Below are 13,844 nucleotides of genomic sequence, written 5' to 3'. Positions count from 1 at the left end.
GGCTCGCGTTCACCGACACTTTCCCGGCGGGGATGACGGTGGCATCGACGCCGGCCGGCGCGCAATGCGGCGGTTCGGTGACTGCGACGAACGGGAATCCGGGTTCGGTGTCGCTGAGCGGCGGCAGCCTGGCTGCCGGAGCGACGTGTCAGATCCAGGTTTCGGTGACGGCACCGTAGCGAAGACGCAGCGTCTGCGCGCGGCGGAGCGCCGCGCATAAAGCCTTGCGCCGGCCGAGCTGCGGCCGCCCAGGGAAGCTAGCTACGCGATCGTCCGGCGCCGATCTCGTTCGATCGGCGTCGGCGATCGGCAACAACGACACATTCGCTGAAGCCGCCGCCGCGATGGCCAACATGTTGCTCGTCGAGCAAGGCGGGCGAGACATAGCTGCAGCTACAGAAGACTCGTCGCTGCCGAAGAGAGCAGTACTTCCTGCCGCGCGGCCACGCCGTGGCCGACAAGGTGCCGCAGAGCGGCACTTTGTTCGTGTTCGCGCCGGTACCGAGCGCCGCGTTTGCAGTCTCCATGACGATACCGACAACGGTGCCTGGTATCGCTTTTGACGACGGCTTGTGGCCGTTGCCTATGGGTTTCGAGCGGCCTTCCGCCGCATGCGGCGTGGCTTCCGCGTGAATCGGAGTCCTTCGCTCTTGTCCAGCATGCGCGGATCGATCTATTATTGTGTGATGGAGTTTGCATTTAATGTGCGGACTTGGCGCACATTTTGCAGAATCGAGCTCGATTGGCTCGTCTGCACGGGCGGAACAGGGCGCTCGACATCTCCGCGAAAACTTCCCGGATGGAATTTTCCGAACGTCGACGCGTAGCGTCACGGGAATCAGGGGTTGCAACCAGCTTGCAGATCTCCACTCGCGCGCACCCGTTCTGGGCCGAGCCCGGCTAGTCCGGTCTCGGCGACGGCGAGCGCGGCATGCGCCTGGACGGCGCAAAGGCGAGGCATCGAAATCAACGAATTTTCGGACGAACCGACATGAAATTTTCCAGATCGAATTGGTTGAATCCGGCGTCCTGGATGTGCGCGGCGCTCCTGCTCTGCGCCAAGCCGGCCGGCGCGACGGTGCTGTTTGAGGACTATGCCGGCGCATCTTCCGTACCGAGCAACACGATCGCCGCGCAGACTTATCAGAACCTCGCGGCGAGCGCGACGGCGATGGCGAATCTGCGCGCGATCTCGAGCAACCCCGCCAACGCCGCGCTGAGCGGAACCGGCACGGCCGCGTCGGGGCGGCTTGCCGCCAATGTCGATTACAGCGATCTCACCAGCAACGGCATCACCGCCAACACGATGACCTTGTGCAATGCGAGCACCAGCACCGATTCGGGCGGACTCGGCACACTCGCCCGCGATTCGAGCACGGCGCCGACCGGCATCTCGTGCACGAACCATATCCAAGGCAGGGTCGTTTACGCTCTGGTGAAGTTCCCGACCGCGGGACTGTATACCTTCAGCGTCGCCGACGACGACGAAACCGACATCGACTTTTCGAGCGATTACACGAATACGAATTATCACGGTCAGAGCGGATCCAATCCGGGCGGCGCCGTCTACGACATCCCGTCCGGCAATGCGCAGGGGTATACGTTCAACGAAAACACCTACGTGGCTTTCGGCAACGTCATCTCGCAGAGCGCAAATTCCTGCGCGCTGATGCGTTTTTTCTGGAACAATCAGGGCGGCCGCAACTACGCGCGCCTGCAGTGGAGCGCCACTTCGGGCGCGACCACGGTTGTCGCACAGGCGATCGTTCCCGCTTCGGCCATGTTCGATCCGAGCCTGCCCGCAAGCTCCAGCGGCTGCACCGGATCGATCCAGCCGTCGACGCCGTCGATCACCTTGAACAAGCTCATCGGCAATGGCCGCAACAATGCCGCCGATCAATTCACGGTCAAGATCAGCACCGGCAGCACGACCGTCGGTCAGAGCACCACGTCGGGCACCGGCATCGGTCAGCAGGCGACCACGGGCGCCAAGGCCGTAGTCACCGGCACGACCTATACCTTGAACGACGCGATGGCGAGCGGAAGCAGTTCGAGCTTGAGCGCGTACACGACGAGCATCGCCTGTACGGCGACGATTGCCGGCGTGTCGAGTGCCGTGACTGTCAGCGGTTCCTCGCCGAACTGGACAGTGACGCCGGCATTGGGCCAGCAGATCGTCTGCAACATCACCAATACCGGGCCGGCGCGTCCGCTCCTCGGCATCAGCAAGAGCGCCAACGGCCCGTGGAGCGTGGGCCAGAGCGGCGCGCTGTACACGCTGACCGTTACCAACTCCGGCGCAGCGGCGACCGGCACGACCGCGCCGCTGGCCACCGTGTCGGACGTATTGCCGAGCGGGATCACGCCGAACTGGACGGGGACGCTTTCGTCGAGCGGATGGAGCTGCACCTTCAGCGGACAGACGGTGACGTGTACGCGAGCCACAGCGATCGCAGCGGGCGCGAACAGCAGTTTCACTCTGCCGGTCAATGTCGGGTCGGCGGCACTCAGCGCGAGCCCGGTCGTCAATTACGCTTCGGTCGGCGGAGGCGGCGACAGCCTGACCTCACCGCCGACCGCCGGGGCGTCTTGCGCGCCGGTGGACCATTGCACCAACGTTTCGACGACGGTGGCGGTGGCGCCGAACGTGACCGTGGCGAAGAGCTTCACGCCGGCGTCGATCGCGGGAGGCGGCACTTCCGTTCTGCAGATCACGATCAACAACACGGCAGCGGGCGCGGTAGCGTTGACCGGTGTCGGCTTGGCCGACAATCTGCCGAGCGGCATGACCGTCGTCACCTCACAGGCGATGACGACGACGTGCAGCGGGTCGGTCTCGGCGACGAACGCCAATACGACGGTGCAGTTGAGCGGTGCGAGCATTGCCGCAAACGCGAGTTGCACCGTCACGGTTACGGTGACCGCTCCCTGACGCAGGCGTGCGCGGAGTGCGGAGTCGATCGCTTCGTGCTGATCGCGCGGCGACGATTTCGATTCAAAAAAATCCCCCTCTCCACGCAGGGCACGCGAGAGGGGGCAACGCTCCTGCTGGTTTAACGCGACGATTTCATCCGTACGGCGACTGCGCCGAGCGCGGCGAGCAGCGCGATCAACATCGCGAGACTGCGCGCATCGAGTGCGGGCGCCGGCACGGCTGCTTGCGGAACGACCGTCGCGGCGAGACTCGGTCCGCCCGCGTCGATGATCGTGCCGTTGACGCTGAGGTCGTCGTCGCCGAAACCGCCATCGGCGATCGTGAACGTCGCAACATTGCCGGCGAGCGAGAGATTGTTGCCGGCGCCGAGCGTGTACCAATGATCGCTGACCTGGCTCGATGTCGGGCCGTACTTCCAATACTGCACGCCGGCGGAGAACGCGGTCGGGAAGGTGACCGTCAGCGTGATGCTGCCCGAGCAGCCGCTCGCGGTGAAATGGAACAGGCCGTCGGGGAAACTCACGCCCGGCGGCAACGCTGCGGGCGCGGCGACGAAGGCCGGATTGACCAGGGTGCAGGTCGCGCCGCCGCCCGAAAGCACGGCGGTCGCAGTGCCCGTGCCGGTCGCAGTCGGGCCGGTATACATGGTGACGGCGGGGCAGGCCGCCGTGGTGAAGCTCAGATCGCCGCCGTGACCGCTGCCGTTGGCATTCGTTGCGTCGACGCGGAAGTGATAGCTCGTGGCGCAGCTCAAACCGCCGATTGCCGCCGACACCGTCGTACCGAGCGCATTCGCCGGCAGTGATGTGGGCGTTGCCGCGGCCGTGCTGCCGTAGGCTGCCGTCGCGCCGTAGGCGAACGACACCGTCGTCGCGGCACCGTTCGCATTGATCGTGCCGTTGAGCGTGGCCGAGGTCGCGGTGACCGCGGTCGCGGCGAGGCTCGTCGCGGTCGGTATCTGCGCGGGGCAGGCGGCCGTCGTGAAGGTCTGGTCGATGCCGTAGATCGTGCCGCCGTTGCCGTTGTTCGCGTCGACGCGGAAGTGATACGTCTGCGCGCAACTCAGCCCGGTGACCGTGGCGGAGACGGCAGCATTGCTCGCATTCTGCGCGAGCGGACTCTGCCCGGCGGGCGCACTGAGGCCGTAGGCGATCGTCGCGCCGTAGTCGAAGCTCACCATAGTCGCCGCGCCGTTGGCGCTGATCGCGGCATTGAGCGTGGCCGACGTCGCGGTGATCGCGCTCGCCACGCCGGTGTTCGCCGTGGGCGCCTGGCCTGGGCAGGGCGACGTGGTGAAAGTCCGGTCGGCCGTACTGACGCTGCCGCCGGCGTTGGTCGCGCTGAGGCGGAAATGGTAGGTCGTGCCGCAAGCGAGAGCGCTCAGATTCGCCGACAGCGCAGTCGCGGCGGTTCCGGACAGCAGGCTGGGAATCGCCGGCACGGTCTGGCCGTAGCTCGTCGTCGTGCCGTATTCGAAATTCGCGCTCGTGGTGTAGTTGTTGGCATTGCCGCTGCCATTGAGCGTTGCGCCCGTCTCGGTGATATTGGTCGCCGCGCTCGTCGACACAGTCGGCGGCGTCGCACCGCAAGCGCCCGTCGTTGCGGTCAGATCGCCGCCGTTGGTCGTGCCGATGACGTTGTTGGCGCGCACGCGGAAGTGCACGGTCGTACCGCATTGCGCCGCGATCGTCGCCGAGACGGCCGTCGCGCCCGCGGCGGCGAGCACCGCGGCCGGCGAGCCGTTGGCGACGCTGCCGTAATTCGTGTCCGCGCCGTAGTCGAAATGCACGGCGGTGTCGTTGCCGTTGGGGCCGACATTGCCGTTGAACGTGATCGAACTCGTCGTCACATTGGTCGCGGCCAGCGTGACCGCCGTCGGTGCGGGACAGGCCGTGGTGGTGAAGCTCAGATCATTGCCGAGCTGAGGACCGCCGACGCCGTTGAACGCCTCCACGCGAAAGTGATACTGCGTGCCGCAGGCAAGACCGGAGATGTTGCCGGCGACATTGGTGTTGCTCGCACCGGCCGGCAATGAACTCGGCGTCGCATTGATGCTGCTGCCGTAGTTCGTCGTCGTTCCGTACTCGAACGAGACGCCGGTTTGCGCACCGTTGGCGCTGACCACGCCGTTGATCGTCGCCGTCGTCGCGGTGATGTTGGTCGCGGCCGTCGTGGTCACGCTCGGCGCCTGCGCGGGGCAGGCGAGCGTGGTGAAACTCATATCGCTGCCGTTGACCGTGCCGCCGACGCCGTTGTTCGCGTCGACGCGAAAGTGGTAAGTCGTGTTGCAGGCGAGCGCATTCGTCGTCGCGGATACCGATGTGTTGCCGGCGCCCGCAACGATGCTGGCCGGTGTCGCCGCGAGCGTGGTGCCGTAGCTGGTGTCGAGGCCGTACTCGAACGAGGCCGCCGTCGTCACACCGTTGTCGTTGACGGTGCCGTTGAATGTCGCGCCGGTCGTGGTGATTGCCGTGGCCGCCGCAGTGATCGCGCTCGGCGGCGCCTGCGGCACGTTGACCGTAGCCGAGAACTCCGACGTGTTGTTTGCCGTGCAAGCCTGCAGGATACCGGTCGGGTCGCCGAACTTGCCGACGAAGCACTTGAGATTCGCCTTCCAGTCGTTGCCGCCGCCGGGCACGTCGGTCAGTGCGGTGATGTCGGTCGCCGTCATCAGCAGATAGGCGCCGCCGGTCGATACCGACAGCGTCGTGCCGCAGCGGCCCTGCGGACACACGGGGGAATTGGGTGTGCCGCTCGCGTCGGTAGTGATGAGCTGCTGGCCGAGATAGGTCATCTGTGTCGCGGCTTTCGGATCGGCCTGATCGATCGCGAAAAACTCCATGCGGAAATTCGCTGGGCCGTGCGTTGCCAAGGTCCACTGCAGTGCGGTGAGCCCGCCGGTCGACTTCGGCGCGGTCGAGCCCGAGCAGGCGCCCGAATCGCCGGGGCCGATGCAGATCACCGGCTGCGCCTGATCGAGGTTGGTGTAGTTCGCCGGAATTTCCGCGTGCAGCGGATTCGCCGCGTTCTGCAGAAAGTCGAGATCGATGCCGACGCCGGCCGACACGGTCGCGTTGTGATAAATCAGGTTGCGTTGGGCAAGATTGCCCCAGCCGTTCTGCGTGCCGCCGTTGACGATCTTGATGCCGTTGCGTCCGTTTGCAGCGATGGTGTTGAAGTCCTTGGCGCCGGTGCCGCCCATCGTCGTCGAACTCGCGGCGTCGATATGGATGCCGTCGACGCCGTTGCCGAGTGCGAGATTGCCGGCAAGCCCTGAATGCACGCCGATCGAGTTGCCGAGGATGTTGTTGCCCGTCGTCGCGCTGCCGCGCACGACGATGCCGTGGCGTGCATTGTTCGCGATCACGTTGCCGTCGGCCGCACCGCTGCCGCCGATCTGATTGCCCGATGTCGTGACGATGATGCCGTCGCCGAGATTCGCATAAGCCTTCGAGGCGAGCGGCGTGCCGGCGGGAAACTCGGCGATGCCGATCGAGTTGCCGACCACCTTGACGCCGGTGCTCGCGCCGGTGATCAGGATGCCCGCGTTGTCCGATCCCATCACGTCGGGAAAGGCATTGTTATTCGCGCCCTGGTTGTCGGCGATGACGTTGAGTGGACCGATGACGAGCGCGGTCATGCTCGGATTGAAATAGGCCGGGTCGGTGGACGGCTGGCTGTCGACGCCGATGCCGCTGAGCGAGTTGCCGACGTGCGTGCCGTTGAGATTCGACAGGCCGATGCGGTTGCCCATGATGAAGTTCGGCAGGAACACCGCGCCGGCGTCGATCTGGATGCCGTTCTGCGTATTGCCGGCGACGACGTTGCCCGGGCCGATGAGATTGCCGAACGTGCTGCCGACCAGATGCACGCCGTTCTGCCCGTTCGCGATCGCGATTGCGCCGGTCGGATCGGTGCCGATCATGTTGTTCGACAGCAGCGTGCCGGCAAGATTCTTGCTGAACAGCTCGACGCCGTTGAGGATGTTGCCGGAAATGACGTTGCCGCTGATCGTGTTCGGCTGCAGGTTCTGCAGTGTCGTAGCGAGATTGGCCGAGAAGTTGCTGATGTCGGCCGCGCTCACTGGCTGTGCAGGCAGCGCATTGTTGAGCGCGTTCAGTGCCGACGTGTCGATGAACTGATCGTCATAGGCCGTCGACGCCGACAGCGAAATGCCGTTGCCGTTGTTCGGCCACGCCGCGAGGCCGAGCGAATTGACTCCGATGAAATTGTTGTTGAAGGTGTAGCCGTGTCCGTTCGCGCTGATGCCGGCGCCGCTGCAGTTGCCGATCACGAGATTCTGAATCGTCGAGCCGGTCGCGCCTTTCTGATGATTGACCGCCGGGTCTCCCGAGTCGGTCAGATCCAGGCAGCCATGGCCGTTGCCATCGATCGCCGTACGCGCGGGAAAGGCGCCGGTGACGGTGAACTGCGCGCGCAACTGAGCCATCGCGCCGTTGATCACGGTGACCGTCAGTACGCTGGGATCGAAATTGATCGTGTGAGCGCCGCTGATCGCGTTGCCGACCGCGATGGCCGCGCGCAGGCTGCATTTGCCGGTCGGCTGATTGCTTCCATCGACTTCCGCACACGTGGTGGTGTTGCCGACCTGCTGCGAGCCGTCGCCGCCGGTCGTGACGGTGAAGGTGTTCGCCGCTGCCGGCAGCGAGACGGCGGCGAGCAGAGCGGCCAGAGCCGGTACGAGAGAAACGAGCGGCGCGCGACGCGCTGACACGGTGTGAATGGACTTCATTGGCGGTATCCCGGATTGCAGTCGCGTAGCAAGACGCGGAAAGCCGGAAAAAGGGATCACGCCTTGCGGCAAAGCAAAGTTGCCAACTCGGTTGAGAAATTTTTCACATTCCGGCGTCAAATTGTGACGCGGTAGAGCAATAGTCCGTCATCCGCCTGCAAAAAAGATCCGCGCCGCGGCACCAGCCCAATCGGGCCAAGGAGCCGCATCGGAGCTTTGTTTTTCCTCATTTTTGCCGCGTTCCCGCGGCCGCATCGCGATGACTTCCTCGCCTTGGCACATAGCTTGCTTTTCGGCGCTCATCGGGTCGATCGACGCTTCGTTCCCCGGATGGACGGTCTGCGGACGGCGACGGCAGGCATTGATGCACGTCACATTTTCAATATAAAATGTGATTTAAATCTCATAACTAGAGACATGTTTAGTCAGCCGGTGCGCTACGCAGGGAACTCTGACGGCATGGACTGAAGGACTAGTTCGCACTTTTGCGTAAGTAAGTCGGTAGGACAGAAACCTAATCAGCGGGACGTGCTGATAACCAGGGGGATTTGTGGTCTCCAGCAGCGACTTTTTGTGCGCTCGGGTATTTCCTGCGCGCCGCACTCTCGATGCCGTGGCATTTGCCCGAACGATCGGCCTTGGCCGGGCGCCAAGCCGGCGCATAAGTCGATCGGCCGTCTCGCGGCCGGCAGTCTTCGCGCTGCTTCTGTTGTGGAGTTTCGGCGCGGTATACGCACAGACTTGCGTCCAGGTGCCCCAACGTGTGACGGACAGCACCGGCAGCAGCAATAGTCTCGCCGGCTGGGCAGTCGCCAACGGAGACAATGGCGGCTCGCCTCCGACCACCTGGACGACCGGCGCGCTCGGCTTCAACGCCGCGCAGCATTGGGACGACCAGACCAACGGCACAGTCAATGCGACCGTGCCGACCGGTTTCGACACGATGACCCAGACCGTCACCCGCGTATCGGGCGGCGCTCTGCTGCAATTCGACTACGCCTGGAACAATGCTCAGTACGGCGGCGCGCCGAACGTCTACGACGGCAACCAGGCGCGCCTGGTGGTCAGTTACAACGGCGTCATCTACGTCGAAGCGTTGACCGCGACTTTCACCAACAGGCCGAATACCAACGCCAACGCGGGCGATGCGGGTCCGACCGGCGGAGCCGCTGTCAACGCATTGAATGGCGCGACCTTGGTTTCCGGTGCCGTGCCGGCCCCCTTCAGGGCGGCCAACGGCGCGTCGCCGAATTTCGCAACGATCGTCATTCGCCTGCCCGACAACGTCGCCCAGACGGGACCCCTCGTCATTGGTGCGCAGCGCATGGAGAACGGAGAACCGCAGGGTCGAACCGACGATTTCTACGTCCGCAACGTAACGCTGACTGACACCAGCCTCTGCATCGTCAAGAACACGCCGGTCGGGGCGGGCGGCACGTTCAATTTCGCCACGACGAACCTGGACGACAATCTCGTCACGGCAGGCAATCAGAGCACCTTCAGCCTGGTCACGAGTACGGCGACGCCGTCGGTCGCGCTCGACACGGATACGGGTACGGCGGGCAACCAGCCCGCGCTTTACGCCGGCGCCAGCAATCCCGGCGGCGTGGTGACGATCCAGGAAACCGCCCCCCTTCCGACCGGTTATGCGATGACCGGCGTGTCCTGCGACCAGGGCGTGACCGGCAGCGTCGCTTCCAATCAGGCGACTCTGACCGCGCTGCCCGCCGGAGTGATGACGACCTGCACGCTGATCAACCGGCCGCCAACGATTACGTTCGTCAAACAGGTAAACAACAACCGCCTTCTGCCCGGCGATCAGTGGACGGTGCAGATCCAGAACAGCGGCGGCACGTCGCTCGCGAGCGGCACCACCTCCGGCACCGGCACGACTGCCACGACCGGCACCTTCATCGCTACGGCCGGCACCGCTTATACGCTGGCCGAATCGGGCAGCAATCCGCTGAACTTCGCGGTGTACAACCGCAACCTGGTCTGCACCAACGCCTTCAGCGGCGGCACGCCGAATTCGTCCTTGCCGTCCGGGGCCGGAACGGCGGCAGGCGGCACCGCGACTTGGCCGGCGATCACGCCCGTCGCCGGCGATACGATTACCTGCACCGTGACCAACACCGGCATCGCGGCGCTCGGCGCCACGATCATTCTGCGCAAGCAGATCAACAGCCGCCGCGTTAATACGGATCAGTTCACCGTACAGGTGCAGCAGCCGGCGGGAACTCTGGTAGGCACCGCCGGCACGACGAGCGGCACCGGCACCACGGCCAGTACGAGCACGGTGAGCGCGACCGCCGGCACGACTTACACCCTGACTGAGATCGGCGCCAGCGGCGCCAACCTAGGCAACTACAACACGACGATCGATTGCAGCGCTTCGGTCGTGGCCGCGTCCGGAACCACCCTGCCTTCGGGTTCGGGGCAGTCGTTCACGGTGACTCCTCAGAACGGCGACAAGATCGACTGCACCTTGAACAACACGCCGAAGCCGAAGGTGACCGCGACGAAGAGCGCGTCGGCCAATCCGCTGCTGGTCGGCGCGAGCGGGCAGACATACACGATCGCGGTGACGATTGCGAACGGCCCCACCGCGGCGCCGATCACGATCGCCGACGCGCTGCCGACGGGCATCACGCTGTCGGGCACGCCGACGGTGTTCCCGATCGCGACGGCGCTGACCGGCTGTCCGAGTTCGGGCGGCAGCCTGACCGGTTGCACGCTGGTGACGAACCTCGCGAACGGGATCTACACGATCACCGTGCCGATCAACGTGGCCGCAGCAGCGGTCGGTGCGTCGGGCGGCAACAACTCGGCGAATCTGTCGGGCGGCGGCGATCCGTTGTGCACGAGTGCGACCGGCGAAGCCTGTGATCCGAGCACGCCGACGACGGCGGTGAGCAATCCGCCGAACGTCACCGTGACCAAAGCGTTCAGCCCCAATCCGATCGCCGGCGGCGGCACGTCGACGCTGACGATCACGATCGCGAACACGGCGGCCGGAGCGGTGGCTCTGACCGGCGTATCGCTGACCGACAGCCTGCCGGCAGGGATGACGGTAGCCGCATCACCGGCAGCGACCACGACCTGCAACACCGCGGGCGGCGCGACGGTGAGCGCGGCGCTCGGCGGCACCAGCGCATCGCTGAGCGGCGGCAGCGTCGGCGCCAACGCCACTTGCACGATCACCGTTCCGGTCACCGCGCCCTGAGCGCCTCGGCACTCGGCATGCGGATCAGTCCATCACTCTTTGAAACCTGCGGCATATGTTGAAACGGCTCATCACCCAAACACAACGGAACTCATCGGTCGGTCCGCGCAGCGCTGAAAGTGCGCGCGATGCAGCCGGTATGACGTTCGGCTTCCGCCAAGGCGATCGGAATGCAGCTCGTCCGTCGAAGCGACAGGGCTGTCGGTTCGTCGTCGCCCGTTTGGCCGTCTCAAATCGTGCACGCGCGAGCGCAATTTGCGCGACAGATTTTCATTCCGTTTCGCGTGAGCAGCGCACCTGTTCGCGGATCGGAAGCTACATCCGCCGGCTGCGCCGGTGCGGCGACAACCACGCCCTCGACCAGAGAGTCGAGGGTGGACTCCCGAGATCTGCTCGGGAATTTTTTATTTTCAGGGGGCAGTGATGGGAAATCAGAGTATTTCCGCACGTTTCTTCGGCCTGCCTGCGGCATTGCCGCGGACACCAAGCACATTCACGCGTCACGGCTCGCAAGCGACTGCCGGGCAGCGCAGCCGCGCGGCTTGGCTGTCTGCGCCGTCGCGGATATTGCAGGCCGTCGCGTTGAGCTGGCTGCTGCTCCTGCTGGCACCGTCCGCCTGGGCGACCGACTATCCGAACTCGATCGCGGCGAGCACCCTGACCAGCACGCAAGGTGCGACGAATAGTGGGCCGGCGAATGCCACGTTGTCGACGAATCCGCGGATCACGGCGACGAAGGCAGCGAACCCGAATCCCTTGGTCGTTGGCGCCACAGGCCAGACTTATACGATCGCAGTGACGATCGCGAGCGGCCCGACCACGGCGCCGATCACGATTGCCGACACGCTGCCGACCGGGATCACGATCTCCGGCACGGCGACGACGAGCGGTGGAACGCTGAGCGGCTGCGCGAGTTCGGGCAGCAGCCTCGGTGCGAGCTGCCAATTGGCGACGGGCCTGGCGAACGGCACGTACACGGTGACGATTCCGATCAGCGTCGCCGCGACCGCGACGACCGGCAACAACACCGCGAACCTTTCGGGCGGTGGCGATCCAACTTGCACGACCGCGACGGGCGAAGCCTGTGACCCGAGCGTAACGGCGCCGATCGCGCCGAAGGTCACGGCGACGAAGACGGCATCGGCCAATCCGTTGCTGGTCGGCGTGAGCGGCCAGAACTATACGATCGCAGTGACGATCGCGAACGGCCCGACGACCGCGCCAATCACTATTGCGGATACGCTGCCGACCGGCATCACGCTGTCCGGCACGCCGACCATGTCGCCGAGCGCGGCGTCGTTGACCGGCTGTCCGACTTCGGGCGGCAACCTGACGGGCTGCACGATGGCGACCGGTCTGGCGAGCGGTACCTACACGATCACCGTGCCGATCAGCGTTGCATCCACAGCGGTGGGCACCAGCGGCGGTACGAACAAAGCCAATCTCAGCGGCGGTGGCGATCCGAACTGTACCGCCGCGGCAACGAACGAGGTGTGCGATCCGTCGACGCCGACCACGGCCGTCGGCAACCCGCCGAAAGTGACGGCGACGAAGGCGGCGAATCCGAATCCCTTGGTCGTTGGAGCCACCGGCCAGACTTATACGATCGCAGTGACGATCGCGAATGGTCCGAGCACGGCACCGATCACGATTGCCGACACGCTGCCGACCGGGATCACGATCTCTGGCACGGTGACGACGAGCGGTGGAACGCTGAGCGGCTGCTCAAGCTCAGGCAGTAGTCTCGGTGCGAGCTGCCAATTGGCGACGGGCCTGGCGAACGGCACGTACACGGTGACGATTCCGATCAGCGTCGCGGCGACCGCGACGACGGGCAACAACACAGCCAACCTTAGCGGTGGCGGCGATCCGTCATGCACGATCGCGACGGGCGAAGTCTGCGACCCAAGCGTAACGGCGCCGATCGCGCCGAAGGTCACGGCGACGAAGACGGCATCGGCCAATCCGTTGCTGGTCGGCGTGAGCGGCCAGAACTATACGATCGCAGTGACGATCGCGAACGGCCCGACGACCGCGCCAATCACGATCGCGGACACGCTGCCGACCGGCATCACGCTGTCGGGCGTGCCGACCATGTCGCCGAGCGCAGCATCGCTGACCGGCTGTCCGACTTCGGGCGGCAACCTGACCGGCTGCACGATGGCGACGGGTCTGGCGAACGGCACGTACACGATCACCGTGCCGATCAACGTTGCATCTACGGCGGTAGGCGCCAGCGGCGGTACGAACAAAGCCAATCTCGGCGGCGGTGGCGATCCGAACTGTACGGCTGCGGCGACGAACGAGGTGTGCGATCCGTCGACGCCGACCACGGTCGTCGGCAATCCGCCGAAAGTGACGGCGACGAAGACGGCATCGGCCAATCCGCTGCTGGTCGGTGTGAGCGGCCAGAGCTACGCGATTGCGGTGACGATCGCGAACGGTCCGACGACCGCGGCGATCACGATCGCCGACACCCTGCCGACGGGCATCACGCTGTCGGGCACGCCGACGATGTCGCCGAGCGCGGCATCGTTGACGGGTTGTCCGACCTCGGGCGGCAACCTGACGGGCTGCACGATCGCCACCGGTCTGGCGAATGGCACCTACACGATCACCGTACCGATCAACGTGGCCGCTGCGGCGGTCGGTGCGTCGGGCGGCAACAACACGGCAAACCTGTCAGGCGGCGGCGATCCGTCGTGCACGAGCGCGACCGGTGAAGCCTGCGATCCGAGCACGCCGACGACGGCCGTTGGCAATCCGCCGAAAGTGACGGCGACGAAGAGTGCATCGGTCAATCCGCTGCTGGTCGGCGTAAGCGGCCAGAGCTACGCGATTGCGGTGACGATCGCGAACGGTCCGACGACCGCGGCGATCACGATCGCCGACACCCTGCCGACGGGCATCACGCTGTCGGGCACGCCGACGAT

5 protein-coding genes are annotated in these 13,844 nt (G+C 65.3%); 3 read left to right on the top strand and 2 right to left on the bottom strand.

Features of this window, described 5'->3' with window-relative positions:
- The first annotated feature begins 991 nt into the window (after positions 1-991).
- The gene (locus FFS30_RS23665) at positions 992-2,932 is read left to right on the top strand and encodes a DUF11 domain-containing protein (protein ID WP_137915682.1); all 1,941 of its coding nucleotides are present in this window, start codon (positions 992-994) and stop codon (positions 2,930-2,932) included.
- Between the two features lie 121 nt (positions 2,933-3,053).
- Here FFS30_RS23665 and FFS30_RS23660 read toward each other — a convergent pair whose 3' ends face one another.
- Positions 3,054-7,688, bottom strand: coding sequence for a choice-of-anchor U domain-containing protein (locus FFS30_RS23660; protein WP_137915681.1), 4,635 nt, complete (start codon positions 7,686-7,688; stop codon positions 3,054-3,056).
- Between the two features lie 147 nt (positions 7,689-7,835).
- On the bottom strand, positions 7,836-8,063 hold the full coding sequence (locus FFS30_RS24030; RefSeq protein WP_212742575.1) for a hypothetical protein: 228 nt from the start codon (positions 8,061-8,063) through the stop codon (positions 7,836-7,838).
- A gap of 388 nt (positions 8,064-8,451) precedes the next feature.
- Between FFS30_RS24030 and FFS30_RS23655 the strand changes: the two genes are divergently transcribed.
- Both FFS30_RS23655 and FFS30_RS23650 read left to right on the top strand, forming a co-directional pair.
- Positions 8,452-10,911: a DUF11 domain-containing protein gene (locus FFS30_RS23655; RefSeq protein WP_137915680.1), complete on the top strand. Its 2,460-nt coding sequence runs from the start codon at positions 8,452-8,454 to the stop codon at positions 10,909-10,911.
- A 423-nt stretch (positions 10,912-11,334) separates the two neighbouring features.
- Positions 11,335-13,844: hypothetical protein (locus FFS30_RS23650; RefSeq protein WP_212742574.1), on the top strand; the 2,510-nt coding region annotated here is incomplete at its 3' end.

The sequence above is a fragment of the Rudaea sp. 3F27F6 genome, assembly GCF_005503555.1.
Taxonomy (GTDB): domain Bacteria; phylum Pseudomonadota; class Gammaproteobacteria; order Xanthomonadales; family Rhodanobacteraceae; genus Rudaea.
This window is presented reverse-complemented; position numbering and strand designations above follow the sequence as displayed.

Excerpts from the sequence above, each read along its gene's own strand:
- FFS30_RS23665 (WP_137915682.1), top strand. The coding sequence starts at position 992 with ATGAAATTTTCCAGATCGAATTGGTTGAATCCGGCGTCCTGGATGTGC.
- FFS30_RS23660 (WP_137915681.1), bottom strand. The coding sequence starts at position 7,688 with ATGAAGTCCATTCACACCGTGTCAGCGCGTCGCGCGCCGCTCGTTTCT.